This window comes from Bartonella sp. TS25HLJMH (assembly GCF_042193505.1).
Lineage (GTDB): Bacteria > Pseudomonadota > Alphaproteobacteria > Rhizobiales > Rhizobiaceae > Bartonella > Bartonella grahamii.
The window spans coordinates 1-26,981 of sequence record NZ_JBHILV010000004.1; the positions used below are offsets into that span (position 1 = coordinate 1).

Consider the following 26,981-nt stretch of genomic DNA (forward strand, 5'->3'; position numbering starts at 1 on the left):
GCTGTCAACGAGGTCTTCCCATGATCAACGTGACCAATCGTACCAATATTAACATGCGGTTTTGTTCGTTCAAACTTGCTCTTCGCCATCTGAGCTCTCCATTTTCCGTCCAAGCCAAGGACTAAGTTAAAAATTAATTACCAACCTGAAATTACGCGTATTTCTTTTGAATCTCCAAAGCAACAGCCGAAGGTACAGGCTCGTAATGATCAAACTGCATTGTGTACTGTGCACGCCCCTGACTCATAGAGCGAAGGGTATTCACATAACCAAACATATTTGCCAAAGGAACCATCGCATTCACAACCGTTGCAATACCGCGCGCTTCAGTTCCCGAAATCTGTCCCCGACGAGAATTGAGATCACCAATAACATCACCAACATAATCATCTGGTGTAACAACTTCCACCTTCATGATCGGTTCAAGAAGCTGTGCACCAGCCTTCTTTGCTCCATCACGAAAAGCTGCACGAGCAGCAATCTCAAAAGCCAAAACCGAAGAATCAACATCGTGATAGCCACCATCAATAAGCGTTGCTTTTACACCAAGCATAGGAAAGCCTGCAAGAGGACCTGACCCCATAACACTTTCAATCCCTTTTTGGACGCCGGGAATATATTCTTTAGGAACAGCACCACCCACAATCTTCGACTCAAAAATAAAGTCATCACCATCATGAGGCTCAAAAACAATTTTCACACGAGCAAACTGACCGGCACCACCCGATTGTTTCTTGTGCGTATAATCAATTTCCGCCATTTTAGTAATTGACTCACGATAAGCAACTTGAGGCTGCCCAACATTTGCTTCAACCTTAAATTCACGCCGCATACGGTCAACAATAATATCAAGATGAAGCTCACCCATTCCAGCTATAATAGTCTGACCAGATTCCTCATCCGATTTAACACGAAATGAAGGATCTTCGGCTGCCAGACGATTAAGAGCAATACCCATTTTTTCTTGATCTGCTTTTGTTTTCGGTTCAATCGCAATCTCAATAACAGGCTCTGGAAATTCCATCCTCTCCAAAATAACAGGCTTCAAAGGATCACAAAGAGTATCACCTGTTGTCGTCTCTTTAAGTCCTGCAAGAGCAACAATATCACCAGCAAATGCTTCTTCAATATCCTCACGAGAATTTGAATGCATTTGAAGCATACGCCCCAAACGCTCTTTCTTCTTTTTCACAGTATTCTCAAGAGAAATACCTTTCTGAACTTTACCTGAGTAAATACGACAGAACGTCAACGAACCAACAAAAGGATCATTCATAATTTTAAAAGCAAGCATAGATAGTGGAGCATCATCTGAAGATTCGCGTGTCGTCTCAGTCTCAGTCTTCACATCAATACCACTAATTGCCGGAACATCAACTGGAGAAGGAAGATAAGAAACAACAGCATCCAAAAGCGGCTGAATTCCCTTGTTTTTAAAAGCTGTACCACAAAGAACCGGATGAAACTGAACTTCTACTGTCCCCCTACGAATGAGAGAAACAAGCTGTTCATTGGTTGGCATAACACCTTCTAAATAAGCCTCTGTCGCAGCTTCATCAACCTCCACAGCCATCTCAATCAATTTCTCGCGATATTCTTCAGCTTTCTCTCTTAAATCAGAGGGAATTTCACTTATCACCGCCGAGGCACCAATAGAACCATCCCACTTTAAAGCCTTCATTTCTACAAGATCAACAACACCTTCAAAGTCATTTTCAGCACCAATCGGTAACTGCAAAACAAGCGCTTTAGCACCCAACCGAGAACCAACCATCTCCACACTACGATAGAAGTCAGCTCCTATTTTGTCCATTTTATTAACAAAAACCATACGAGGCACACGATATTTTTCAGCTTGCCGCCAAACAGTTTCCGTCTGAGGCTCCACACCAGCATTTGCATCCAACAAGGCTATTGCACCATCAAGAACACGCAAAGAGCGCTCAACTTCAATCGTAAAATCAACGTGCCCTGGCGTATCAATAATATTAAAGCGACGCTTCCGACCATCACGCCCTTCCCAAAACGTCGTTGTCGCAGCAGACGTAATCGTAATACCGCGCTCCTGCTCCTGCTCCATCCAATCCATTGTAGAAGCACCATCGTGGGTCTCGCCAATTTTATGATTCTTGCCGGTATAGAACAGAATACGTTCAGTCATCGTAGTCTTACCAGCATCAATATGCGCCATAATACCAAAATTACGATAATCTTCAATTTTATATTCGCGAGCCATTATATTTGCCTTAGTTTAAAACTTCTACCAGCGATAGTGAGAAAAAGCACGATTAGCCTCAGCCATACGATGAACATCTTCACGCTTCTTCACGGCAGAACCGCGATTATTAGCCGCATCCATCAATTCACCAGATAAACGCTCAATCATCGTCGTTTCATTTCGACCACGCGCCGCAGCAATCAACCAACGAATAGCAAGAGCCTGACGACGATCAGGACGAACATCAATCGGAACTTGATAAGTAGCACCACCAACACGGCGTGAGCGAACTTCAATATGAGGAGCAACATTCTCTAAGGCACGATGAAATAGAGCCACAGGATCTGTTTTCACTCTTTTTTCCACAGAATCGAGCGCACCATAAACAATACGCTCTGCAACTGATTTTTTACCATCAAACATAATGGCATTCATAAATTTCATAACAACCAAATCACCAAACTTAGGATCTGGATTAATTTCACGCTTTTCTGCTCTATGACGACGGGACATTGGCTTTGTCTCTCAATATTATTTTGGACGCTTTGCGCCATACTTTGAACGACGCTGTTTACGGTTCTTGACACCCTGGGTATCAAGCAAACCACGAATAATGTGATAACGAACTCCTGGCAAATCTTTCACACGACCACCACGAATCATCACAACAGAGTGCTCTTGAAGATTATGTCCCTCTCCAGGAATATAACCAATCACCTCAAATCCATTCGTCAAGCGAATCTTAGCAACCTTACGAAGAGCAGAATTAGGTTTCTTCGGTGTTGTTGTATAAACACGCGTACAAACACCACGCTTCTGTGGGTTCGACTGCAAAGCAGGAACCTTATTACGTTTAACTGGCACTACACGCGGTTTGCGAATCAACTGGTTTACGGTAGGCATGCAACCTTCCTCTTTTCGATCTACATTCGTCTCACCCAATCGGGCTTTTCTATTTCATTCCTATCCACTCCAACAGAATCGGAACAGATATCTAAGTCTACACACAAAATCGGGCATACCTGCAAAAAAACAGTTCACCCGACCACAAGCAGAGAAGGCAATAGCCTTTTGCACTAGCATTTGCTTTTAATCTTCTTAACACCTGTGAATAATCTTTCGGTTCATATCCAAAACACCTGATCACATCCACATCGGTTATGTCCACCTCTAATAGCGAGAACACTTACATTCGTCAAGAACTAAACAGCAGAAAGTTTTTAAAAATGAAAATAAATTAAATTTTAAAACTTTAAATTTGCTTTTACCGCTACTCTTGATAAATCAATTTACCATAGTAATATCCCTATAAATAAAAAAGCAGCAATGTGACTGTAATAAAACATGAATGCAGTAAATTGAATTGCATACTTGATATCTAATGATGAGCGCCATGAAAATAGCAACGTGGAATATTGCTGGAATAAAAGCACGACATGAAACATTATGTCAGTGGCTGCAGCAAAGCCAGCCGGACATAGTCTGTTTACAGGAAATTAAAAGTATTGATGAAAATTTTCCACGCGATGCAATTGAAAATTTAGGTTACCATATAGAAACACACGGACAAAAAAGTTTTAATGGTGTTGCGATTCTCTCTAAAAAAACACCAGATGAAGTGATCCGTCGATTACCAGGCAATGATAATGATGAGCAAACACGTTACATTGAAGCTGTTTATTCAACAAACAAAGGTGTTGTTCGTGTTGCATCTCTTTATTTACCAAATGGGAATCCTATTGAGAGCGAAAAATATTCCTATAAAATAGAATGGATGGAAAGACTATATACACATGCAAAATCATTGCTTGCGTATGAAGAACCCCTTATTCTAGCGGGTGATTATAATGTCATCCCCGCTCCATTAGATGCAAAAAAACCTCAAGAATGGTATCAAGATGCCTTATTTCTTCAAGAAACAAGAAAAGTATTTCAACGTATTCTTAATTTAGGTCTTTACGATGCTATCCGGAATGTCACCGATACTCCCTCCTTCAGTTTTTGGGATTTTCAGGCGGGTGCTTGGCCTAAGAATAATGGGATTCGCATTGATCATTTATTATTATCACCAGAAGCTGTTGATCAACTTATTTGCGCTCATAGTCAAACAGAAGTAAGGGGATATCAAAAACCATCCGACCACGTTCCTGTTTGGATTCACCTTAATATCAATTAAGAAAGTACAGCCGCCATTATGAAACAACAAAAAATTCCACTCAAAAATAATAACTATGCTACACCATGTAAACAGTATATCTTAAACAGCTAAAGTAAAGATAAATGAATGGAGGACATAAATGAAGAAATCATTGTTAATGTTTATTGCAGCAATGGCCATTGGATTCACAAGTGTCGCGCATGCTGAACATGAGACTCTTGAAAAAATAAAACGAACAGGGGAAATTACTTTAGGTGTCCGTGAATCATCTGGTTTAGCCTACGCCCTTGGTAATAATAAATATGTAGGTTTTCATACAGAAATGGCAGAACGTATCATTGATGATATATCAAAAAAAATTGGTAAACCAATTAAAATTCATTATCTTCCGATCACTTCTCAAAATAGAATTCCTCTCTTAAAAAATAAAACCTATGATTTTGAGTGCGGCTCAACAACAAATGATATTGCCCGCAGTAAAGAAGCAGCATTTGCTTATACGACATACATTGAAGAGGTTCGGATTGCTGTAAAGAAAAACTCTAACATTAAATCTCTTGACGATTTAAATGGAAAAACAGTTGCAACGACCACCGGTACAACATCTGTTCAACTTATTCGTAAAAACAAACGTGCAAAAAACATTCAGTTTAAAGTTTTAAAGGGGAAAGATCACGGAGATAGTTTTTTATTATTAGAATCTGGCAAGGCAGATGCTTTTGTTATGGATGCTTCAATTCTTGCTGGACATATTGCTAAATCAAAGAATCCATCTGATTATGTCATTCTTGATACTGTACTTTCAGTCGAACCTATCGCCTGTATGCTCAGATTAAATGACAAAAAATTTGAACAAACAATCAACGATAGTATCGTACGTCAGATTAAAGATGAATCACTTGAAAAGCTTTATAATAAGTGGTTTATGAAACCGATCCCACCTTCTAACACTGTTATGAACCTTCCCTTGTCAAAACAAACAAGATATGCTTGGGATCACCCAAATAATAAGCCTCGAGAAAGCTACACAGAAAAAGATTTATAAAATTTAATAAAGAAGAACCACACTCTTTAAAAGTTGAGTGTGGTTTATATTTTAATTCACTTTTTAATAAATTTGGCCTATGTAGATGCGCTTAGTTTATTGTCCTATTTGTGAATGACTAATTTGAGGGAATATCAATTAATGGACTTTTCTTTCCTTTGTAGAGATGACCTTACCCAAACACTGGTAACAGGATGTCTGGGAACTCCCGGCGTGAGTCATACCTATTTAGATACACTTCTCGATGGCTTAAAAAATACGGTTATATTGTCTATCACTTCACTTATCTTAGCTGTATTGTGTGGTGTTATTATAGGAACAATGCGCACTTTACCCAAAACATCGATAATCAATTATATATTTCGCACTATCGGTGCTATTTGGGTAGAGATTATGCGTAATATTCCCCTCCTTGTACAAGTATTTTTGTGGTATTTTGTTGTTCCTAAGATTTATCCACCAGCGATGAAATTTTCCCCTATTCTCTTAATAACATGCGCATTGGGATTCTTTACATCTGCACGCATTGCAGAACAGGTTCGTTCAGGCATTGAAGCGATTCCTTCTGGACAACGTTATGCTGCTATGGCAATGGGGTTTACAACTTATCAAAGTTATCGCTATATTATACTACCACGTGCTATACGTACAATTATGCCGCCGCTTACTTCAGAAGCAATGGGCATTGTGAAAAATTCGTCTATAGCATTCGCCGTTTCAATAAATGAGCTCATGCAATTTCAATACCAAGCAATTGAAGAGGTAAGCCATGTTTACGAAAACTATTTGCTTGTTACGATTCTTTATATTCTAATAGCCTTATTCGTATTCATTGTGATGACAGTCATTGAACAAATACTCAAAATTCCTAATTTTCAAACAAAGGGAAATTGAAAATGATGAATTTCATAAGCTCTCAGTTTGGACTTTATTTTCCTTTCAATTTTTCCGACTTTGATTTTTCCTTTTTTACCTTTGATGTATTTCGTTCTTACATTTTATCAGGTTTGCTCTTTAGCGTTTTTCTAACTCTTTTTGCAACGGTATTGGGGTTTGTTTTCGGCACCCTTTTAGCAATGATGCGCCTTTCTTCCATAAAACTTCTTTCTTGGTTTGCAATCGTTTACATAACAGCTATGCGTTCAATACCACTTGTGATGGTTATCTTATGGTTTTTCGTGCTTTTACCTTTTTTAACCGGTACATCCATCGGTGCAAATAAATCAGCACTCATTACCTTTACCGCATTTGAAACGGCTTATTTTGCAGAAATTATGCGTGCTGGCATAAACTCAGTTTCGCAAGGACAAAAATATGCGGGACAAGCTCTCGGAATGACATATTGGCAAAGTATGTACATTGTCATTCTTCCTCAAGCCTTTAGAGACATGCTACCAGTTTTTTTAACACAAGTTATTATCCTTTTTCAGGATACAACCCTTGTTTATGCAATCAGTGGCAACAGTCTTTTAAATGGTTTTGATATTGCTGCTAATAATTTTGGTGTAAAGCAAGAAGCTTATATCTTAGCAGCTGTTTTCTATTTTGTTATCTGTTTTACACTGTCACAAATAGTTTTGTATTTACAAAAAAAAGTGTCCATTATTCGCTAATAGGAAAAAAAATGTCTACTCATATGATCGAAATAAAAAATGTTTCTAATTGGTATGGCGAAATTAAAGTCCTTAAAAACTGTACAACCAACATTAATAAAGGAGAAGTCGTTGTCGTTTGTGGTCCATCAGGATCAGGAAAGTCAACACTCATTAAAACTATTAACGCTCTTGTCCCTTTTCAAAAAGGTGAAATTTGGATTAATGGAATACCTGTTCATTCAAAACAAACGAATCTGCCTAAATTGCGAAGTCAGGTGGGAATGGTATTTCAACACTTCGAGCTTTTCCCCCATTTATCTGTCACAGAAAATTTAACAATTGCACAAATCAAAGTCCTAAAACGAAGCAAAAAAGAAGCCCTTGAACGTGGATTGTTGTATCTTGAACGCGTTGGGCTGATTGAACACAAAGATAAATATCCTGGTCAACTTTCTGGAGGGCAACAACAACGTGTTGCTATTGCACGTGCCTTAACTATGGATCCACTTGTCATGCTTTTTGATGAACCAACATCTGCTCTAGATCCTGAAATGGTAGGTGAAGTGCTCGATGTCATGATTAGCTTAGCAGAAGAAGGTATGACGATGATTTGTGTAACCCATGAAATGGGATTTGCACAAAAAGTCTCGGAGCGTGTTATTTTCATAGATCAAGGAACAATTCTTGAAGACTGTTCATCTAAAGAGTTCTTTTCTGATCCACAAGCGAGAACACCAAGAACGCAAGAATTTTTGTCTAAAATCTTAAGTCATTAGCCGTTATATTATCACAAAAAGCTATCTCTACTGTAAACTTAGACACAAGACAGTAGAGTTTAATAACGGATGAGAGAATTTAAAAATATTACAATCAGATGTTTAAAAACTGTTATTTTTTAAAATATCAGCAACCAGTGAAATTGCTGTACGTCTCTCAAATTCATTACAAAGAGCAAAAGCCTGTTCTTGCAAAGGGCGAATCCAATTTCTGTTTTTTACATTAGCTTTTTCATAGGCAGCAGTTAACATTGCTGCCCCACGGACAATTTTTCCTTCTTGAAGCAGTATATTTCCAAGCATTGCTTGGGCAGAAGGACTTCCTTTTTTTGCTGAAAGTTGAAACCATCTTGCTGCTTGTATAAGATTCTTCTCCCTTCCCTCTCCCATTAAAAATATTTTTCCTAAATGATACTGAGCTTTAGGGTTTCCATAGTTTACCGCAGCCTGCATATAAAGATGAGCAGCATAAGAAGGATCAGGTTTCACTGGTGATTGAGGAATACCTTTTTTTATATATCCCGCAAGTTTAACCAATGCATCAGAAACATAACTTTCATCCTCTGAACCAAGATCAGCACCTTTTTCAACAATATATGCAAAAAAATTATATGCCTTATAATCATTTTTAGGGACACCATCACCGTTTGCATAGATAGAGCCAAGTTTCCAATTTGCACCAATATGGCCTCTCTTAGCTGCACAACGTAATGCTGCAATAGCCTGATTTATATGCCCATTTTTATAAGCAGACATGCCACGTTTTAAAAAATAAAACGAACCATCATTCGCTTCTTGCAAGCTATTGACATCTATTACATAAACAGTCGAAAAGAATCCCCCTAAAATCACAACAATCGTGACTTTTTTCCATATCTGAAGCCTACTAACCATTCCTCCCCCTATCTCAATTTTAATGATTATGTCTGTTACAAATTTCTTTATAGATATTTAAACCCTTTTTCTTAGTAAGAAACACACGCAATTTTAAAGTAAAAATTTTAAAAGAAAAGAAAAATAAATAAAAACCATCCAAAATGTTCGATAAAATTAAGTATCCATTTTTATATACAACAAATTGATTTTTAAATATAAATCCTCATTCTATATTTTGTAACACCTCCTTTAACATTCTAGGATTTATTGATTTTAAAATTTTATACACATGAGTAAAAATCACTCAATAAAATAACGTGCATTAAACAGCAACTTGAGAACGAAGAGAATACATGATGAATGGTAAGCGTTTAAGTATAAAAACAATACAAAAGATAGATAAGTATAATGATGATCGTTAACTTATAACTTCACGACTGCCTTACCACCTTAAAGATGAAGTTTCTTGCCACCGTCAATCTATAAACAATACAGCTTTTTGTTTAACAGATTCCACCTGACATCATTTCACATGAGGTTACTTCATACTTTACACACAAGCCCTACCTCAGAATACTCACCACTACATAAAACAAAAATACCACATGTATAATTTTACATGCCTTATATTGCTATTCTAAATGATGATATTTTACATAAATAAAATAACGTATTGATTTATAATGATAGTTTACATTTTTTTGCATATTGAATGAGACCCTCGAATATCCTAAGATTCTCTCATTCTAAACCTGTTCCATGTTAAATCAATCAAAACCATCCGCTTGTACATTACAAGCAGAGAGAGCTATGTGGATAAAAACTCTGTGTAAGAAAGAACTAAAAATGCCTCTTACGAACGGTCTGTGCTAAGGGCTGTCCGAATTGAACAGGATGGTGCCGGACGCTTGTTACTTCACGAGAATAAAGAAGGGAAGCTCAATAGATTTACCATTATACCATCATGATCTACATCGTGAAATAGGCTTGGATGCCTTAAAAGATGTCTCTTTAATGATAAACATAAAACAATGGATTTCAGTAGAGATTTTATGATCGTTCATGAAAAACTAACAAAAGAGAATGCTGCTTTAAAGAAGATCTATACCAGCCCTAATGATATGAAATCATCCATCAAAAAAATTAAAAGTTGAAATTAATCCAATCGCTCTAAAGCAACAAATATTTTCTTCTGCGCTGCACGCAGTTCTACAACCCTGTTCCGTTCACGCTCAACAATTTCTGCTTTTGCATTTTCTATAAATTTGGGGTTGTTTAACTTAAGCGATATTTTTTCAATATCTTGTTCAATTTTACTGACATCCTTCCTCAAACGAACACGTTCAGCCTCCAAATCAATCAACTGCCCTAATGGTAAACAAAAAACAGCCTCTCCCAAAATCATTTGTGCCGATACTTCCGGAACTTTATCAGAAAAATCAATAACTTCAATACGCGCTAATTTTTTAAGAAGTGCATCATAACGCTTCACACGCTCTCGCGTTACTTCCCCTCCTTCAACAACAACAAGAGGTGCTTGGGTAGCCACTGGAATATTCATTTCAAAACGTACAGACCGAATCCCTGTAACGACATCAATAAGCCAATTAATATCATCAGCAGCTTCTTCATCTATCAATGTTTCCTCTGGCCATTTTGTCAATGCGAGCATATCCTCACGCTTGATGGCTTGCGTTTCTGTAAGAGACCACAACTCTTCCGTCATATGAGGCATAAAAGGATGAAGAAGTTTATAAACTTCATCTAAAACCCAAGCAGTACAAGCTTGAGCCTCATTTTTAGCATCTTCATTTTCCCCCTGAAAAATAGGCTTGAGAAGCTCCAAATACCAATCACATAATGTATTCCAAATGAAACGGTAAAGTGTGGCAGCTGACTCATTAAATTTATAGTGTTCAATACCAGTCGTCACTGCTGAAATCGTTTTGGATAATTCTGTTAAAATCCAACGATTAAGCGCCAGTTTTGCTTGTTCTGGCTTAAAAGTTGGATCATGCTTTACACCATTCATCTGTGCAAATCGAGTGGCATTCCACAATTTCGTAGCAAAATTACGATAACCAGCAATACGGGAAGCGTCAAGTTTTACATCACGACCTTGCGCTGCCATAATAGCTAAAGTAAACCGAAGTGCATCAGCACTATATTGATCAATAAGCTCTAAGGGATCAATAATATTTCCCTTTGATTTTGACATCTTTGCACCCTTTTGATCCCGAACAAGAGCGTGCACATAGACCGTTGGGAAAGGAACGTCACCCATAAAGTGAAGTCCCATCATCATCATACGAGCAACCCAGAAAAAAATAATATCAAATCCTGTCACGGATAAAGATGTTGGGTAAAAAGTAGATAATTCAGTCGTTTTATTTGGCCATCCTAATGTTGAAAAAGGCCAAAGAGCTGATGAAAACCAAGTATCTAAAACATCTGGATCACGGATTAACTCAACAACCTCACCATAATGAGCAAAGGCTGAATCTAAAGCCTCTTTTTCACTTTTTTCAACAAAAACCGTTCCATCAGGACCATACCAAGCAGGAATCTGATGTCCCCACCACAATTGGCGAGAAATGCACCAAGGTTGAATATTTTCCATCCAATTGAAGTAAGTCTTTTTCCAGCTATCGGGAACGAACTGCATTTTGCCTTGTTGAACAGCCTCTATCGCTGGCTTTGCTAATTCAGCAGCATGAACATACCATTGATCTGTCAAAAACGGCTCGATAGGGACACCACTGCGATCTCCATGAGGAACCATATGGGTATGATCATCAACAGAGGCTAAATATCCCTGTTCTTCCATCAAAGAAACAATCTTCTGGCGCGCAACAAAACGATCAGATTTATCGAGATTTTCTACTAACATTTTTAATTCATCTGATAAAATCAAACCATCAAAAAAAGCTTCATTTTCACGGAGAAAAATCTCGGCTTTTTGGGTAAAAATATTGATCAAGCGTAAATGATTACGCTGTCCTACTTCAAAGTCATTAAAGTCATGAGCTGGCGTGATTTTTACAGCACCACTTCCAGCTTCAGGATCAGCATGCGTATCACCAACAATTAATAACCTACGACCAACAAGTGGCAAAAGAGCATTTTTACCGATAAGATTTTTATAACGTTCATCTTCAGGATTAACGGCAATTCCTGTATCACCAAGCATTGTTTCTGGTCGTGTTGTCGCCACTGTTATAAAAGTTGTCGCATCATTTGGATCAAAAATTTTACCCTCAAGTGGATATCTAAAGTGCCACAAATGTCCTTGAACTTCTTTTTGCTCAACTTCAAGATCTGAAATAGCTGTCAACAATTTAGGATCCCAATTAACGAGGCGCTTATCCCTATATATCAACCCTTGCTTATAAAGCGTGACAAAGACTTCACGAACTGCCTGCGACAACCCCTCATCCATTGTAAACCGCTCACGCGACCAATCACATGAAATCCCAAGGCGACGCAACTGATTTGCAATAACGCCTCCAGTTTCATAACGCCACTCCCAAATACGCTCAATAAACTTTTCTCTCCCCATTTCTTGACGCGTTGGCTCTTGGCGTTCTGCAAGTTGACGCTCTACAACCATTTGTGTAGCAATCCCAGCATGATCCATACCAGGCTGCCACAAAACATTTCTGCCACGCATCCGCTGAAATCTAACTATTATATCTTGAATTGTCGTATTGAGCGCGTGCCCCATATGAAGTGAGCCCGTAACATTAGGAGGTGGAAGCATAACGCAAAAAGGTTCTGCACCGCTTTTAGAACCAGCTCCCACTTTAAAGGCCCCACGTGTCTCCCATCTCTTTGCAACCCGTTGCTCTATAGAGGCAGCATCATAGTTTTTTTCTAACATTCTATCCATCCATAACGCCGCTGAAAAACACAATATATGATCAAATCCCGATCAAAAACCCGTGATTTTCAGCCATTCACTAGAGAGCTCGCAAAATTGCAAACAAAATTCTCATAAAATGAAAAACATAAAAATAATGTAAAAAATAGTTAAGATGATTTTTTAATCGCTTTCACAATCTCTTCACGCAAAATATCTTCCAGCAAAATAGGCAATTTAGACTGTAACCATTCTGCTATAGCCGGACGCAACACATCCTTTGCAATCTTTTCTGCAGAAGAAATACAATATGCTGACAATTCCACATGACCATCCCCTCTAGCTTCTGACTGTGATTTCCTTATCTCATCTTCATATTCTTTTGCTTTATAAACAGAATTCCGTTCTTCAGAAGAAAGCTTCATCTTTTGCATATCCATACCAACTGTATTATTTTCTGCCTCTATATCCTCTTTCTCTTGCGTTATCTTCCCCCCTTGATTTTCAGAAGAAAGACCAATACGATCAGCTAAAGCTTTCATAGCATCATCAACCGATAAGGTTGTATCATAAATACCCTCTGATGCAGCTTCTGAACGACCTTCCGAAGCATTCACTGCAACATCTTCATTTAAAAAGTGATCAGATTGAACCGCATTTTCTTCGATTATTTCACGAATAGATGTTAAAATTTCATCCATACTTGGCTCACGTAACACGCTTGAACTCTGTACCATACTTTACAACCTTTCAAAGACGCAACAATAAATAGAATCATATTTTCAGTGTATGCAAAAGAATCATAAGATCAACATGCCTCCCGCGATATTTTCAAATATGCTTGTCATAAAGAGGGCGCTACACGCAATTTTCTACACTTATAAATAACATCTCACCGTTCTATTTTTGAACATATTCAACTATTGATTTACTAATCTTTTAAAAACTAAAATAATTTAAGATTAAAGAGATACTTTTACGCATTATCGGATATATTTAATTGTTTTTAAACCTAAATAATTTGCAGTCAGTCTACCAATAGAAGATTGAACACTATAGCTTGCCACAACAGCATTACGCTCCGCCATTGCAAGCGCAATCTGAGCATTAATCAATTGAGTACGAGAATTTAAAACATCCAGCGTCGTTGCTTGCCCTACGCGATTTTCTTGAACACGGCCTTTCAGAGCAATTTCAGCAGCACGAACACTTTCACGGTAAGCAATAACAGATGAGCGTGCACCCTCCAACTGAAACCAAGCAGAAGTAAGTACTTGCCTAGTATTACTATGCGCCAAATCGAGTTGAAGCTGCGCCTGTCCAAGCTGTTCCCTTGATTGACGAATTTGCGCAGACGTACGCCCTCCTTCAAAGATTGGGACACTTACTGACAATCCTATTGATTTAGAAACTCCATCCTCTCCAGCACCGCTGTAGATTCGATTATAAGATGCTGTTGCAGAAAAATCAACTTTAGGGAGCAGCGCCCCTTCTTTCGCCTTTACATTGTAAACACTCGCATTGACTAAATATTTAGCATAAAGAATTGCTGGATGCATCACAACGCTCATTTGGTAAGCCATATCAAGGTTGACGGGAAAATCTTTGGCTACGGGGGGGCGTTTTAACTTTTCAGGATCAGAACCAATAACTTGTCGATACACTGCCTCTGCTGCTTTTACATCAGCACGAGCAAGACTCAACTCTGAAACAGCCACGGAACGTGCAGCTTGAGCTTGAGCAAGATCAACATGCCCTCCTTCACCCACATCAAATTTTGCTTTATTGGAACGAACTTGTTCTTCAAGAGCTGCCAAATTTTCTCTTCGAAGATCGGCAACACGACGTGCGTGATAGACATTAGCATAAGCGGTCACTGTCTCCAAAAACGTATTTTGTTCAACATTACGAAGATATTCACGCTGAGCCTGCAACTTAACTTGAGCTGAAGAAAAGATATTTTGCGTGATAAAACCATCAAATAATCTTTGATTTAATCTCACGCCTATAGATCCAGAAGTGACATAAGGACCTGTAAAAGACTTATTCCGACCATAGTTCCCAACCCCCTCAACTTGTGGCAATAACCCTGATCGCGCAATGACAACATCATCACCGGATATACGCACAGCTGCACGTTCACTATTCAACTTAGCATTATGCTTATAAGCCTTAGAAAAGGCATCCATCAATGTTTCAGCACAAACAATATCTGATAGTAAAATACTCAACACCAGTAATAAACACACCTGAAACTTCTTGTTTATTCTAAACACAATACACACAATAACAAACCCCAAATAAATCACAAAATTATCTTTTATTCACAAAACAAACAAGCACTAAAACACAAAACCAGGTGTTTTAAAAAAACAAGGAAGAGGCTTTACAGCGAGGTTAAAAGCACGACGTGCCGAAATGATCCCATCTTCTTTTATATAGATTTGTGCAACAGCAGCATTTCCATACCCTTCAACCACAACAAGACGTCCACAGTCTTTCATTTGATCAAAGATACCTTGTGGAATAAAATCAACAGATCCCTCAAAGAAAATCACATCATAAGGTCCCTCAACGGCATATCCTTGCTCTAATGGACCATGAACAGCAACCACATTATCACATTGATTACGTTCTAAAGCTTCAAGAGCACGTTCAAAAAGAGATTTATTACTTTCCAACGCAATCACAGACCCTGCAAGTTTTGCAAGCAACGCTGCACAATAACCACTATTTGCACCAATATCTAAAACAATATCTGATGATTTTACAGCAGCAAGCTGTAATAATTTTGCTAAAGATGCAGGTTTCATCAAATAGCGTGCAGGACCCCCATCTTGTACTGGACATAGAACAATATCGGTATCAAGATAACTTAATACTTTCATATCTTCCGCTACAAAATCTTCACGAGATACCGTTAAAAATGCTTCAAGAACTGATAAATCCGTTACATCGACTGTACGAATTTGATTGTCAACCATTTTGCGACGAAGTTCAGCAAAATCTGCAACCATAACGAATATTTTCTCCTAACCTACAAAAAACAAACAAAACAGCGACAATGATGGACGAAGACCTCTTAAACTATGAGCGTTACGAAAAAGGATGCCACACTCAACCGTTAGATTTTAACTGTATGATCTCTCATAAAAAAGTGTCTTCACAACTATAGAGGGAAATAATCTATTTTCCTATACCTCATCTCCCCTAAAAGCCGTTTCGTTTAAAATCGGCTGGAGGCCTCGCCCGGAATCGAACCGGGATACAAGGATTTGCAGTCCTCTGCGTAACCATTCCGCCACGAGGCCTCGTCAACAAACATAAAGGTTTCAATAAGGGAAGGCAACGCATCCGTCAAGGTGTAGAAATCTTCTCTCGCCTTTTTTCCTCTTATTACACAATTTATCATATTTTTTAAAAAAAAAGTAATTTTATCCTTTGCAAATCAGTATTGCTTTGCTATAGCCTTCTCAGCTAAATGATTGGGCACCGTTCCCCGGTAGCTCAGCGGTAGAGCAACCGGCTGTTAACCGGTTGGTCGCTGGTTCGAATCCGGCCCGGGGAGCCACTCTTCTTTTATTCCATGTAGTTTATTGTTTTTTCTAAAGCTTTTAGACATGAGGGATTCGTTAATAAAAGTGAGGGAATAGGATTTTTGCAATAAAATAGAAACGCAATATCCTACGGGATGTGTTTTTTGCAATAAACGCAAAAAACGTTTGATTCATTTTAAAATAGCACAAATAAGATTACTTTTTTCAAACCACCGCGCCTCTATAAGAGGGCTCTACAATTATTTGCACATTATAAATTACGATTTCTTTCATCAGAGATGAATTATTAAGTTCCATCAGCAATGAAACGGTCTCATATATTTTTTTCCAAAGAAAGAATAATTTGTACTCAATAAAGCAATTAAACTTTAAAACCTGCTCATGAATCAATCATCTTGAAAAATGGAAGAAACAACAATCAAGGTCATATATTATCTCCATACACCCCACATAACCTCCTTCCCATCCTAAAAGCAAAAAATATAAAACAAGTCTGTAAACACTCCGACGTCTTATCTAACAGGTTGTTCCTCCTGCTAACCACTTCAACGCTTTACAAACAACCTTGCCTTGGATATTCCTCACACTGTCATAAAACATTTAATATATAAAGTCTTATAGGCTTTATACCCCCCAAAAATAATAGTGTTTTACAGTAAAAACCAAGATAACAAGCTAAATTGTTAAGAATCCTGAGAAAGCCTTCAGAAATCATGACATTCTTGCTATTGTATTATGCAGTCACATGCTTTTTTAAAGAGATATCTCTTAAATTCCCCCCAAGCCCATTTCACAATGACTCCCGTAAATGGTATAAAATGAAATCGGTTAATCATCCCATCTTTATTTATAATAAAAGCCATACCATCATACTATTTTCCAACTCTCAATCTTAGCAATACCCCTTGCCTTTGAAAGAGTTTATAAGAATCATTTTATTTATTTCTCAAATGTTTATCTATACAATAATTTCACATCTAACGTGCAAATTAATACTTTTGATTGATCCACATAAATAGCTTCAAAATAAAAAAAATTACGATATAATGAATTATTCAATATATAAAACAATGAGTTATTATTAGACATCAATTTTTAAAATTAAAAGTTACCATTAAAGATAAAACACATCTTTTAAAAAATAGATTTTATATAAATAAAATCTATTTTCATTCCCATTTTAAGAAATGGGAATGAAGAAAATAAATAATCACCTCTACAATAATAATTTCTTTTTAAAAGATTTTTAAATAATCCAAATACTTAGAGGTTTTCATTTTTTAAAAATGAAAACCTCTAAAAGACCTTCTTATTTTGGTAAGAGTATTTTATACCTCTTTTCAATTATTGAGAACAAATCAACAAAAGTAAAAAATCTCCAGTACATAATCTTTTTTCAAGACTTTATCTAGGCAGCTTTTTTAACTGATTTTCGAAAACGAAAAGGCTTTGCACGCTTTGCCACCGCTTTTGCTTTTTTATGCCTCTCATTTGGAGATGAAGAACTCTTCCGCTGCAACTGTGCGGCATCATCTTTTCGACCTAAAAACTGTTTTTGACGTTTAGATTTTTTAAAACGGCGTTCCTTATCATTTTCTTTTTCTCTACTTTCTAGCACAATTGGCTTTTCTGGAAACGCTGCAAATTGTTCTGGAACAGACTCAGCCACCAATTTCATACGAATCAAGCGCTCTATAGCACGCAACCGTTCTCTTTCTATCTTCTCATCAAAAAGTGTAAGTGCTTCACCAGATGCACCATTACGTCCTGTACGACCAATACGATGTACATAACTTTCAGCTTCATCTGGTAAGTCATAATTAATAACGTGGCTTATCCCTGGTATATCAATACCGCGTGCAGCAATATCTGTTGCCACAAGGATCTGCACAGATCTTTCACGAAAAGCTTTTAAAGCAGACTGGCGAGCACCTTGTGATTTATTCCCATGAATTGTTGCGACTGAATATCCTATCTTTGCCAAACTACGTGTAACAGAATCAGCCCCATGTTTAGTTCGGGTAAAAACAATAACTGAATTAAAAGCTGGATTTGTCAAAAGTTTACTTAAAACATTCTTTTTTTCATTCGTCGGAACACAATATAATTTTTGGCAAATCCCTACAGCCGTAGTACCTTGAGGAACAACTTCAATTTTAACAGGATCATTGAGTAAACATTTTGCAAGCACAGCAATTTCCCTCGGCATTGTTGCAGAAAAGAGTGCTGTCTGACGCTCTTGATGCAAAAGCTTTGCAATTTGCTTGACATCATGAATAAACCCCATATCCAACATACGATCTGCTTCATCCAGAATCAAAAAACGAGATTGGGAAAGATCAACACACTTTTCACGAACAAGATCTCTCAAACGCCCTGGAGTCGCTATCAAAACATCCACACCTGCTTCCATACGTTTAATTTGTTTTAAACGTGATACGCCCCCAAAAATAAGACATGTTGAAAGATGAGCTCCCTTCGCCGCGGTACGAATTGTTTCATCAATCTGGACAGCAAGTTCACGCGTTGGAGCTAAAATCAAAGCGCGTGCAGTTTTAGGACAGCGTTTATCACCCAAAGCCAAAATCTGACTTAAAATAGGTAAACCAAATGCCAAGGTTTTTCCAGAACCTGTCTGAGCAACACCTAAAATATCGTGTCCTTTCAACATTACTGGAATAGCTTGTTCTTGTATAGGTTTAGGTTTACTCATCCCAGCAATGAGTAAATTTTTAATCAAAAGAGTAGGCAAACCTAACTTTGTAAAAACATTTTCTTCTTTTATAGGCAAAATACAATCTTTCCTCAGCTGAAGAACTCAAAACAAGTAACCAACTGAACTCTCCACTCAAGAATCCGCGCAAGAGAAATCCCTGACATTTTAAATGAAGCAACGCTTAAAAAACGGCTTGCGCAGCTCATGAGCACCTTGAAATCAAGATAAAGGCGTATAAACTTCACTTTATAAAAAGCCAACAAACCAGCCTAAATGCCTTCATCCCCATTATCCTTGGATTATGATAAAAAAGCAAGAACTTTACGAAATACATTTATCATGAATAAAAAACAATATTTAGATCGTTTACTTTTTGATGATTGTGTCCATCGGTAAATGTATCTTGATAAAATCAGGATAAATCTCGAGAAAAACTGGATTTTGTAAAGTTTTTTGACCGCCATAAATTAAATACCATTGGGTTTTATCAAAAATCGCCAAAGTTTTATATCGAATGATGCGATCCTTCATCTCAAGAACTGTTGGAATTAAAGCATACAAAGTACCGTTATCAGTTTGTAAATACTCTATATTTTCTTTATCTAAATAATAAGCATCAGAAGGCAAATCCTCAAATTTCCTATGCAACTGTTGAAGAAAATCACTACGTAAAGCACTCTCTGTTGTATTCAATCGATGTGCCATCTCTTTATAAAGTCGCTCAGGCATATAACGAGAAATAGGTGTAAAATCCCTATTTTTTATAGCGTGATTGACATCAATAACAACTCTTGAAAGTTCAGCTTTTTGTATTATTGTGGGCTGAGATGCTAAACTCTGTTGATTAACAATCAAAAAGAAAAATAGACTCAGCACCAAATAAAAAATAGGTCTCATCATTATACTTCTTGTTTTAGTAAAATTTCAGTTTCTCAAATAACGAAATCAAATAACGTTTGATCATCAGTAATATCACGATAACGCCAACCTAACGCTTGAAATTTTTCCTCTAAAAGACAAAAATTACCGTGTTTTTTTGTTTCAATCGCAACCAATACAGAACCAAAGTTTCTCGCTGATTTTTTAAGATATTCAAAACGTACGATATCATCATCTGGTGATAATGTGGAAAGAAAATGACGCAATGCACCAGGATGTTGCGGAAAACTAAAAATAAAATATTTTCTCAACCCTTGGAAACGTAAAGAACGCTCTTTAATTTCTGGCAAACGCTCAAAATCAAAATTACCTCCTGAAATAACGAGAAGAATTTTTTTTCCCTTTAACTCTTGAGGAGGAATACTGTTAAGCGCGTCAATCGATAAAGCACCAGCCGGTTCAAGGACCACACCTTCAACATTAAGCATTTCAACCATCGTAGAACAAACGCGATTTTCAGGAACCGTAATGACAGAATCAGGGGAAAATTGCTTTAGAATTGTATAGTTTAGTGCACCAATTTCAGCCACAGCAGCACCATCTACAAAAGTGTCAATACTTTCAAGCTTGACGCGTTTTCCACTCTCCAAACAAGCAAGCAAACTTGCAGCTCTTTGCGGCTCAACAAAACGAAGCTTTGTTTTCCAACCATATTCATGTAAAAACTTGCTCACCCCACTTGCCAATCCCCCCCCCCCTACTGGCACAATCATTAAATCTGGCTCACTTTCTCCATTGAGTTTTTTCCATTGTAAAGCAGCTTCACAGAGCACTGTTGCCTGCCCCGTAATAATGCGAATATCATCGAAAGGTGGAGCCATTACACCACCGCTCTCCACGACAAAGGCTTGCGCAGCTTCATAACATTGATCAAATGTTTCACCAATCAAACGAATATCAATGAATTCTTTACCAAAAATACGTGTTTTCTCAATTTTTTGTTGTGGCGTTGTCATCGGCATAAAAATCACGCCTTTACGTTTAAAATAACGACAAACAAAAGAAACCCCTTGCGCATGATTCCCCGCTGAAGCACAAACAAATGCAGAATCTGGTGATAGACTGCTAAGCATTTCTGAAACAAAATTGAAAGCACCACGAATCTTATAAGACCGCACCGGTGTTAAATCTTCACGCTTTAAATAAATTTCTGCATCATACTTTTGACTAAGAAAATCATTTCTTTGAAGTGGTGTTTCAGCAAACACGTGATGCAATCCCACCATAGCTTTTGTGACGTCTTGAATAAATTGACTCATAACACTAATCATTTCATGCTTTATTTATATTATAAAAGCTTTTTCTAGCGATAAAGAAAACTATTGTCAGTCAAAATTTCACTAAAAAAATGAAAAATGTTTCTTTTGTCATTAATTCTTGATTCAATAAAAGATATAGCTTATGAGAGAACTCTCATCGCGGACGTGATGAAAACGGTAAACATAGCAGACTTAAAATCTGCCGGTCAAAGACCTTGCGGGTTCAAGTCCCGCCGTCCGCACCAGAACATCTTAATTCCCCTTATTTCCCAATGATTTATTAAAAATAAACAAAAATTAAACCACCTTCTAAACCACCTTTCGCAACTCCATTATAACGCTATCAGATGGCACCGCGATGATGCAAAATACGAATCATTGCTGCTTTTTGAAGTCCTTTTTTAGCACTTTGAACTCCTCTTCGTCTTTTAGGGTGGAGAGGCAGTCAATTTTGATTTCCTCATCCTTAAGATGAGGAAATCAATCATGTTTTTAACGTTAAGCAGCTTTCACAACAAGACTTGGTAAAATCGCTTAGCTTCTGTTGTAACTGATTTGTAATGCTTAAACTCTTCTTCGAGGTCATTTGCATCTAACAAACGTCTCATCAACACTCCTAAGATTTATCCAACACCAGCAGCACCATTCACGCTCTTAACAGGAGTAAGATAATATGAAGAAAAGTAAGTGAGCTATGGAATAGAGATAGATCTGAGTTTAGTAATAGCAGTTGTTATTTATTTTATTGCTAATTTTGGGTTGGCTTATACTCTTTATAACTCTTGTAAAACGACGCAAAGGCTCAGAAAAAAGATAGATGAAAAAGACAAAATAATAGATAAAGAAGCTGAAATAATACATGCACAAAAAGATGTAACTCAAAAACAAGAAGAATCAATGCGAAGATTAACTGCTTCTAAGATTATTTTTCCTCGAATGGCAGTAAAAAATTTGGCCAAAAAGTAGTTTTAAGTAGTTTCTCACAAACATTTTTTCAAGACAGGCAATCACAACATCTCTGTCATAGCGCACATATAAATACGCAACAGCCTTAATGGGGGAACATGAGCATCAATGCACAAACCATTCTCTGCCTTGATCTAGATACCAAGACAGGCTGGACAATTTCTCGTGTAGACCGCAATATAACAAGTGGCACTGTCAATTTTGAATCCTATCGTTTTGAAGGCGATGGTATGTGCTATTTGCGTTTTCAGCAATGGCTTACAAAAATGAAGGTAACAACAGACAAAGGCAATGCCTCAAAAGAAGAAATGATTAACGCGGTGTGTGCAAAAGGACATGCGCTACAAGATCACTTGAAAAACAGTCTTTTGGCGAAAGCCAATCTTGTACGCAAGGCTGTTTTGAACATCCGTGAAAAAAGGCTGAAAAAAAGGCAATGAGAGAGAATTCAAGACCACTCACGTTGATTGAAAAGAAAAATCTTGAAGGGATTTTAAATGGTCTTGGAGGAACAGTGAAAAACATTGCAGGTTAGTAAACTAGGGAAAATTGCTGATCTTTTTGTGATTAGATATGCGTTTAAATCGACATAAAGGCACCGTACAAAGCGATTTAAGATTTTATGATAAAAAATTTATAATATAAAACGCTCTGTACGGTCAAATTTGAGGCAAATAGACAAATTTGTAAAATTAGGATTAAAGCATGTTCATTATAAAACATCTATTCTTAAAAAACCGTAAACAGCCAATGCAAAAGAGGTTTATTGCAACGGCTGTTGGTTATGTTCCTTGGGGGGAACAGAGCAGAGGAGTATTTTTACAACCTCTACAAATATGAAGACGGCACAAGAGAATGTGAAAAGTTTGATGGCGGGCAGTATTATACCACACCAGAAAATGCGGATTTTAGTACCAAAGCGCAAGTAAAAGCATGGGTTTACGGTGGTGCTATTCTAAAAAACGTTCTCAATTATGAACCTCTTATAGACGAGATCAATAGAGAGATCAAAAAACTATCGAAAACTGCAGGAAATCAATATGTTTACAGATAAGAAGCTAAGAGCCTTGTTTGGCAGATTAATTTTAAATTTGGCAGTTTCAGGAGAAGATTTTTATCAACTATAGTCCGCTCTCTGATTAAGATAAGAATATCTATCTCTTTGAGCTTATCTTCTAAATCACATTCTTTAGCTAAATTATTTATAACCAGCACTTCATGCGATTTCATTAATTTTGTAATAGACTGTAATGTTAGAGTGGCTTTTTGATAGTCATCTGGAATTAATATTTTCAATTTAAATCTCTCGTTTCATTCATCAATATTCGAGCTCATTATTTCATTTCTAAAACAACCAAAAAGCAATCTCACCGCTGATATTTTGATATAACGCCAAGCCTATTAACAAATTATACCCTTTGATTTCATTGTTATTTCTAGCAATAAGAATAGCATTAATCAGTTAGTTTTTATAAACTTTAAAACATTGCGACGAAAAGAAAAAGTTTGACTCGGTAGATGGAGAATTGCGCTTTTCTCATATTCTAGAGGACAAACCTGAAGTGCTACGCTGGACTGAAACCCATGTCCCAGTTTTCTTATAATAGACTACCAAGAAGGCCATACTTACGAATCAGATTTTATTGTCGAAACAGAAAAAGCTACATATTTGTGCGAGATAAAGCGTGCTTCATATAAGCGTGATGCCTCTCTTTGTTCGTTGAGATATAACTTATTTGTAACATGAAGAGTAAATTTATTAAAATCATGATAAGAGGGAGATAGGAACTTTATAGGTGTATCATCATAGGATTAAGTCGTTTTGTTGAGAGCTATTTCTATTTCTGCCAAAAGATTTTTGATATATTTAATTATTATTTCGTAATAGTGGATGTACTTTATTTTTATGTGCAAGAAAGCTGAGTGATTGTGTAAAATAGTATTCATAAAATTACATTATTCTTAACTTGTTAAGGACATTTTTTCTAGCGAGGCTTTTGCAATTGCAATGCTCTTTTTTATTCTAAATTTTGGTTAGAAAAAGTGTATATAGGTGTTATTTTAATTTAAGATATGCATATTCCATTGTTGGTGTTAGTGTTGTAAAAAATGATATTTTATTTGATATAAGTATAAGGTGTTACCAAGAAGATCGATGTATAGATAAAATTTAGATTGTTACAATATCTTGAAAAAGCAATGGGTAAATAATTGATAATTGTGCTACGAAAGTTGTTAGATGGGTGTGTGTCAGCAATTCTTAATAAAAAAATTTTTCTTGATAGTCGTTTTTTTTCAAAATACTGCTCTTTTTATGCAAATCTTATGTTGGTAAGCTATGCAGTTTTCACGGGAACAAGATAGTGCATTGAAGGCTGTTTCTGCGTGGTTGAAAGAGGGACGTTCTCCACTTTTTCGCCTCTTTGGCTATGCGGGGACGGGTAAGACAACGCTGGCACGCTATTTTGCAGAAACAGTTGATGGTTCTGTTCAGTTTGCGGCGTTTACAGGCAAAGCGGCACAGGTTTTGCGCTCTAAAGGTGCCAGTAATGCTTGTACTATTCATTCCTTGATTTATTGTCCTCGTGGGGAAGAGGAAGTTTCCGATGAAGTTACGGGAAAGAAGTCTATTGCGCCGACATTTGCATTAAATCGGAGGAGTGCGGCTGCACAGGCTAAGCTCATTATTGTTGATGAATGTTCGATGGTAGATGAAAAATTGGCGCGTGATTTAATGAGCTTTCGGACGCCAATTCTTGTTCTTGGTGATCCAGGTCAATTGCCTCCTATATCAGGTGGAGGATTTTTTTCTAATGGAGAACCAGATTTTCTTCTTTCAGAAATTCATCGGCAAGCGCGGGATAATCCGATTATACGTCTTGCTATGGATGTGCGTGAAGGACGCGATATTGCTTATGGTGACTATGGAGAAGCTCGCGTTGTTACACGTAAAGAGGTCAATCAACAATTGGTTTTGGATGCTGATCAGGTATTGGTAGGGGTTAATCGTACGCGCTACCTTTATAATCAGCGTTTGCGTGTATTAAAAGGATTTACAGCAGATTATCCACAAGCAGGAGACAAGCTTGTGTGCTTGCGAAATGATCCTACTAAAGGTTTGTTGAATGGCTCTTTATGGAAGGTGATGACTTCACAGAAGGAAACAGTTAAACCAAGTATCAATCTTCTTGTGAAACCAGAAGAAAGTGAGCGTGGGGTAGCAAAGATTAAATTGTTAAAAGCAGCGTTTGAAAACCCTGATCAAGAAATTTCATGGCAATTAAAAAAGCGATATGATGATTTTGATTATGGGTATGCATTAACGGTTCATAAAGCGCAAGGTTCTCAATGGAATAACGTCGTTTTGTTTGATGAAAGTTTTGCATTTCGTGATATGTATGCGCGCTGGCTTTATACAGGAATTACGCGCGCAGCAGAACGTTTAATGATTGTTCGATAGAAAAAAATATATATATTATCTAAGTTTCAGATGGAAAATGCCTTTTTTCTATCTTGTTACACATTATAGAAAAATGGAAATGGGTATGGCGGTAAAACTTTCGGTTAATCTTAATGCTGTTGCTGTTTTGCGTAATCGACGTAATCTTCCGTGGCCAAGTATCACGAATATTGGGCATATAGCGCTTGCTGCTGGAGCAGCAGGTTTGACGGTTCATCCACGCCCCGATGAAAGGCATATTCGTTTTGCGGATTTGCCAGATATATACTGTTTAATCAAGAACAATTTTCCTACAGCTGAGTTTAATATTGAAGGTTATCCCAGTGATCAATTTTTGGATATCGCTGAAAATTACGCGGATCAGATTACCCTTGTTCCTGATGATCCAGCGCAGTCAACGTCTGATCATGGTTGGAATTTTGCTCATGATGCAGAATTTTTAACACCTATTATTCAGCATTTGAAAAAAAGAAAGATTCGTGTATCACTTTTTGCTAATCCTACGATCGATGGTCTTGATATTGCTAAAGCAATAGGGGCTGATCGTGTGGAATTTTATACTGGACCTTATGGGGGGGCATTTCAGGATAAGATAAAACAGGATCAAGAGCTCAATAAACTTGTTTTAGCAGCAAGAAGAGCAAAAGAGTTGCAGTTAGGTATGAACGCAGGGCATGATCTGACGCTTATGAATCTTCCTGCTCTTGTCAAAAACATTCCTTGGCTTGATGAAGTTTCTATTGGCCATGGGCTCATTGCCGATGCATTAGAGTATGGAATGCGTGATACTGTTCAGCGTTTTATCCGGTTATTATCGTAATCTTTTTCTCTCTATGAAATAGAAAGAGAAGTTTTTATAAAGCTTTGCCACTTTATCTTAAAAAAAATAATATATGTTTAGATAAATAGCACTATTAGCGTGCATTATAAATATTCTATTGTTGCTCTGTTTATTGGTTGCTTTCTATCTTTTGTTTTTGAGTGTATGAGATGTTTTTTATTTGTGCTATCTCTATTAGGGAGAAAAAATAGGGGTTGGAAAGTATTTTCCTTGTAAAGGAATGCGTAGGATTTTTATGGATCAATACACAAATTTTCTTTATGTTTGAGCTCATTTTACGGGTTATCTGTAAATAGTATAACGTAAAATCTCTATGGATGATATGAAGTCTATTGCTATCATCATTTTATTGGCTAATTTAATATTGTAGCAGTTTTTGGCATATAAGGGTTTTGATGATTTCATCATGAACAGATTTAAAATCAGAAAATGCTTTTTATGAATAGGCTTAATGCAATAAGAGCTGTCAAATAGAATGATGATATCGACTTGTAGCTTTATGAAGTAAAGAGAGTGGTGTGCAATAAATCTTTTAGGCGATTATAGGGGACTTTTGAAAAGGGCTCGAGCACATTAAAAGTTTTTTATAAGACGCCATAAATGAATAACATAATGTCAGTATGGGGGTGTTCTTTTTCGCGTGAGAAGCGCGGATATTAAAGAACGTAAAAAGTAAAAACGTCCTCTCTATTATTCTAAAGATATTTTTGTATATG

22 protein-coding genes, 3 tRNA genes and 1 pseudogene are annotated in these 26,981 nt (G+C 37.1%); 12 read left to right on the forward strand and 14 right to left on the reverse strand.

Annotation, left to right across the window (positions count from 1 at the left end; all coding sequences use genetic code 11):
- The 4 genes from ACFINF_RS02820 to rpsL all read right to left on the reverse strand — a co-directional run.
- Window positions 1–89, reverse strand: an 89-nt coding sequence (locus ACFINF_RS02820) for a GTP-binding protein (RefSeq protein WP_236860026.1), incomplete at its 3' end; no start/stop codon positions are given.
- Between the two features lie 62 nt (window positions 90–151).
- A complete protein-coding gene (gene fusA / locus ACFINF_RS02825; RefSeq protein WP_015856588.1) occupies window positions 152–2,236 on the reverse strand; it encodes an elongation factor G in 2,085 nt (694 codons plus the stop codon).
- 24 nt (window positions 2,237–2,260) lie between these two features.
- Complete coding sequence (gene rpsG, locus ACFINF_RS02830; protein WP_375619589.1) at window positions 2,261–2,731, reverse strand: 30S ribosomal protein S7; 471 nt, start codon at window positions 2,729–2,731, stop codon at window positions 2,261–2,263.
- 18 nt (window positions 2,732–2,749) lie between these two features.
- The gene (gene rpsL / locus ACFINF_RS02835; RefSeq protein ID WP_006589495.1) at window positions 2,750–3,121 is read right to left on the reverse strand and encodes a 30S ribosomal protein S12; all 372 of its coding nucleotides are present in this window, start codon (window positions 3,119–3,121) and stop codon (window positions 2,750–2,752) included.
- 490 nt (window positions 3,122–3,611) lie between these two features.
- Between rpsL and xth the strand changes: the two genes are divergently transcribed.
- The 5 genes from xth (at window position 3,612) to ACFINF_RS02860 (ending at window position 7,792) form a co-directional block, all read left to right on the forward strand.
- A complete protein-coding gene (gene xth / locus ACFINF_RS02840) occupies window positions 3,612–4,394 on the forward strand; it encodes an exodeoxyribonuclease III (protein WP_015856590.1) in 783 nt (260 codons plus the stop codon).
- A gap of 121 nt (window positions 4,395–4,515) precedes the next feature.
- Window positions 4,516–5,421, forward strand: coding sequence for a transporter substrate-binding domain-containing protein (locus ACFINF_RS02845; protein WP_375619590.1), 906 nt, complete (start codon window positions 4,516–4,518; stop codon window positions 5,419–5,421).
- 141 nt (window positions 5,422–5,562) lie between these two features.
- Window positions 5,563–6,315, forward strand: coding sequence for an amino acid ABC transporter permease (locus ACFINF_RS02850; RefSeq protein ID WP_273788551.1), 753 nt, complete (start codon window positions 5,563–5,565; stop codon window positions 6,313–6,315).
- Window positions 6,316–6,317: 2 nt separating this feature from the next.
- Window positions 6,318–7,034 (forward strand): amino acid ABC transporter permease, encoded by a 717-nt coding sequence (locus ACFINF_RS02855; protein ID WP_273788550.1) that lies wholly within the window; start codon window positions 6,318–6,320, stop codon window positions 7,032–7,034.
- 11 nt (window positions 7,035–7,045) lie between these two features.
- Window positions 7,046–7,792, forward strand: a complete 747-nt coding sequence (locus tag ACFINF_RS02860; RefSeq protein ID WP_375619591.1) for an amino acid ABC transporter ATP-binding protein — start codon at window positions 7,046–7,048, stop codon at window positions 7,790–7,792.
- Window positions 7,793–7,894: 102 nt separating this feature from the next.
- Here the strand turns inward: ACFINF_RS02860 and ACFINF_RS02865 are convergent, their stop codons facing one another.
- From ACFINF_RS02865 to ACFINF_RS02890, 6 genes are all read right to left on the reverse strand, one after another.
- On the reverse strand, window positions 7,895–8,686 hold the full coding sequence (locus tag ACFINF_RS02865; protein ID WP_375619592.1) for a tetratricopeptide repeat protein: 792 nt from the start codon (window positions 8,684–8,686) through the stop codon (window positions 7,895–7,897).
- 1,138 nt (window positions 8,687–9,824) lie between these two features.
- A complete protein-coding gene (locus tag ACFINF_RS02870; RefSeq protein ID WP_375619593.1) occupies window positions 9,825–12,548 on the reverse strand; it encodes a valine--tRNA ligase in 2,724 nt (907 codons plus the stop codon).
- Window positions 12,549–12,697: 149 nt separating this feature from the next.
- Window positions 12,698–13,264 carry a DUF2497 domain-containing protein gene (locus ACFINF_RS02875; RefSeq protein WP_375619594.1) on the reverse strand — a complete coding sequence of 189 codons (567 nt, stop codon included), beginning with the start codon at window positions 13,262–13,264 and terminating at the stop codon, window positions 12,698–12,700.
- A 246-nt stretch (window positions 13,265–13,510) separates the two neighbouring features.
- On the reverse strand, window positions 13,511–14,836 hold the full coding sequence (locus ACFINF_RS02880) for a TolC family outer membrane protein (protein WP_375619595.1): 1,326 nt from the start codon (window positions 14,834–14,836) through the stop codon (window positions 13,511–13,513).
- A 33-nt stretch (window positions 14,837–14,869) separates the two neighbouring features.
- Window positions 14,870–15,544 carry a protein-L-isoaspartate O-methyltransferase gene (locus tag ACFINF_RS02885; RefSeq protein ID WP_375619596.1) on the reverse strand — a complete coding sequence of 225 codons (675 nt, stop codon included), beginning with the start codon at window positions 15,542–15,544 and terminating at the stop codon, window positions 14,870–14,872.
- 220 nt (window positions 15,545–15,764) lie between these two features.
- A tRNA-Cys gene (locus ACFINF_RS02890) sits at window positions 15,765–15,838 on the reverse strand.
- A 185-nt stretch (window positions 15,839–16,023) separates the two neighbouring features.
- On the opposite strand from ACFINF_RS02890, the gene ACFINF_RS02895 reads away from it, so the two are divergent.
- Window positions 16,024–16,098 (forward strand) — tRNA-Asn (locus ACFINF_RS02895).
- 1,394 nt (window positions 16,099–17,492) lie between these two features.
- Here ACFINF_RS02895 and ACFINF_RS02900 read toward each other — a convergent pair.
- From ACFINF_RS02900 to ilvA, 3 genes are all read right to left on the reverse strand, one after another.
- Window positions 17,493–18,875 (reverse strand): DEAD/DEAH box helicase, encoded by a 1,383-nt coding sequence (locus tag ACFINF_RS02900; protein WP_375619597.1) that lies wholly within the window; start codon window positions 18,873–18,875, stop codon window positions 17,493–17,495.
- A gap of 291 nt (window positions 18,876–19,166) precedes the next feature.
- Window positions 19,167–19,697 carry a hypothetical protein gene (locus ACFINF_RS02905; protein ID WP_375619598.1) on the reverse strand — a complete coding sequence of 177 codons (531 nt, stop codon included), beginning with the start codon at window positions 19,695–19,697 and terminating at the stop codon, window positions 19,167–19,169.
- A 35-nt stretch (window positions 19,698–19,732) separates the two neighbouring features.
- Complete coding sequence (gene ilvA / locus ACFINF_RS02910; RefSeq protein WP_375619599.1) at window positions 19,733–21,010, reverse strand: threonine ammonia-lyase IlvA; 1,278 nt, start codon at window positions 21,008–21,010, stop codon at window positions 19,733–19,735.
- Between the two features lie 147 nt (window positions 21,011–21,157).
- On the opposite strand from ilvA, the gene ACFINF_RS02915 reads away from it, so the two are divergent.
- The 4 genes and pseudogenes from ACFINF_RS02915 (at window position 21,158) to ACFINF_RS02930 (ending at window position 23,018) form a co-directional block, all read left to right on the forward strand.
- Window positions 21,158–21,243, forward strand: a tRNA-Leu gene (locus tag ACFINF_RS02915).
- A gap of 442 nt (window positions 21,244–21,685) precedes the next feature.
- Window positions 21,686–21,964, forward strand: coding sequence for a hypothetical protein (locus ACFINF_RS02920; protein ID WP_375619600.1), 279 nt, complete (start codon window positions 21,686–21,688; stop codon window positions 21,962–21,964).
- 98 nt (window positions 21,965–22,062) lie between these two features.
- Window positions 22,063–22,404 (forward strand): hypothetical protein, encoded by a 342-nt coding sequence (locus ACFINF_RS02925; RefSeq protein WP_375619601.1) that lies wholly within the window; start codon window positions 22,063–22,065, stop codon window positions 22,402–22,404.
- Between the two features lie 265 nt (window positions 22,405–22,669).
- Window positions 22,670–23,018, forward strand: a pseudogene (locus ACFINF_RS02930) (hypothetical protein).
- On the opposite strand, the gene ACFINF_RS02935 reads toward ACFINF_RS02930, so the two are convergent.
- The gene (locus tag ACFINF_RS02935) at window positions 23,009–23,260 is read right to left on the reverse strand and encodes a hypothetical protein (RefSeq protein ID WP_375619602.1); all 252 of its coding nucleotides are present in this window, start codon (window positions 23,258–23,260) and stop codon (window positions 23,009–23,011) included. The pseudogene ACFINF_RS02930 and the gene ACFINF_RS02935 sit on opposite strands and share 10 nt — an antisense overlap.
- Window positions 23,261–24,302: 1,042 nt before the next feature.
- On the opposite strand from ACFINF_RS02935, the gene ACFINF_RS02940 reads away from it, so the two are divergent.
- The gene (locus tag ACFINF_RS02940; RefSeq protein ID WP_375619603.1) at window positions 24,303–25,424 is read left to right on the forward strand and encodes an ATP-dependent RecD-like DNA helicase; all 1,122 of its coding nucleotides are present in this window, start codon (window positions 24,303–24,305) and stop codon (window positions 25,422–25,424) included.
- An 85-nt stretch (window positions 25,425–25,509) separates the two neighbouring features.
- Window positions 25,510–26,244 carry a pyridoxine 5'-phosphate synthase gene (locus tag ACFINF_RS02945; protein WP_375619604.1) on the forward strand — a complete coding sequence of 245 codons (735 nt, stop codon included), beginning with the start codon at window positions 25,510–25,512 and terminating at the stop codon, window positions 26,242–26,244.
- Window positions 26,245–26,981: the final 737 nt, after the last annotated feature.

Excerpts from the sequence above, each read along its gene's own strand:
- ACFINF_RS02850 (WP_273788551.1), top strand. The coding sequence starts at position 5,563 with ATGGACTTTTCTTTCCTTTGTAGAGATGACCTTACCCAAACACTGGTA.
- ACFINF_RS02845 (WP_375619590.1), top strand. The coding sequence starts at position 4,516 with ATGAAGAAATCATTGTTAATGTTTATTGCAGCAATGGCCATTGGATTC.
- ACFINF_RS02905 (WP_375619598.1), bottom strand. The coding sequence starts at position 19,697 with ATGAGACCTATTTTTTATTTGGTGCTGAGTCTATTTTTCTTTTTGATT.
- ACFINF_RS02855 (WP_273788550.1), top strand. The coding sequence starts at position 6,318 with ATGATGAATTTCATAAGCTCTCAGTTTGGACTTTATTTTCCTTTCAAT.
- ACFINF_RS02885 (WP_375619596.1), bottom strand. The coding sequence starts at position 15,544 with ATGGTTGCAGATTTTGCTGAACTTCGTCGCAAAATGGTTGACAATCAA.
- ACFINF_RS02875 (WP_375619594.1), bottom strand. The coding sequence starts at position 13,264 with ATGGTACAGAGTTCAAGCGTGTTACGTGAGCCAAGTATGGATGAAATT.
- ACFINF_RS02865 (WP_375619592.1), bottom strand. The coding sequence starts at position 8,686 with ATGGTTAGTAGGCTTCAGATATGGAAAAAAGTCACGATTGTTGTGATT.
- ACFINF_RS02860 (WP_375619591.1), top strand. The coding sequence starts at position 7,046 with ATGTCTACTCATATGATCGAAATAAAAAATGTTTCTAATTGGTATGGC.
- ACFINF_RS02945 (WP_375619604.1), top strand. The coding sequence starts at position 25,510 with ATGGCGGTAAAACTTTCGGTTAATCTTAATGCTGTTGCTGTTTTGCGT.
- rpsL (WP_006589495.1), bottom strand. The coding sequence starts at position 3,121 with ATGCCTACCGTAAACCAGTTGATTCGCAAACCGCGTGTAGTGCCAGTT.
- fusA (WP_015856588.1), bottom strand. The coding sequence starts at position 2,236 with ATGGCTCGCGAATATAAAATTGAAGATTATCGTAATTTTGGTATTATG.
- ACFINF_RS02940 (WP_375619603.1), top strand. The coding sequence starts at position 24,303 with ATGCAGTTTTCACGGGAACAAGATAGTGCATTGAAGGCTGTTTCTGCG.
- ilvA (WP_375619599.1), bottom strand. The coding sequence starts at position 21,010 with ATGATTAGTGTTATGAGTCAATTTATTCAAGACGTCACAAAAGCTATG.
- rpsG (WP_375619589.1), bottom strand. The coding sequence starts at position 2,731 with ATGTCCCGTCGTCATAGAGCAGAAAAGCGTGAAATTAATCCAGATCCT.
- ACFINF_RS02870 (WP_375619593.1), bottom strand. The coding sequence starts at position 12,548 with ATGTTAGAAAAAAACTATGATGCTGCCTCTATAGAGCAACGGGTTGCA.
- xth (WP_015856590.1), top strand. The coding sequence starts at position 3,612 with ATGAAAATAGCAACGTGGAATATTGCTGGAATAAAAGCACGACATGAA.
- ACFINF_RS02925 (WP_375619601.1), top strand. The coding sequence starts at position 22,063 with ATGAGCATCAATGCACAAACCATTCTCTGCCTTGATCTAGATACCAAG.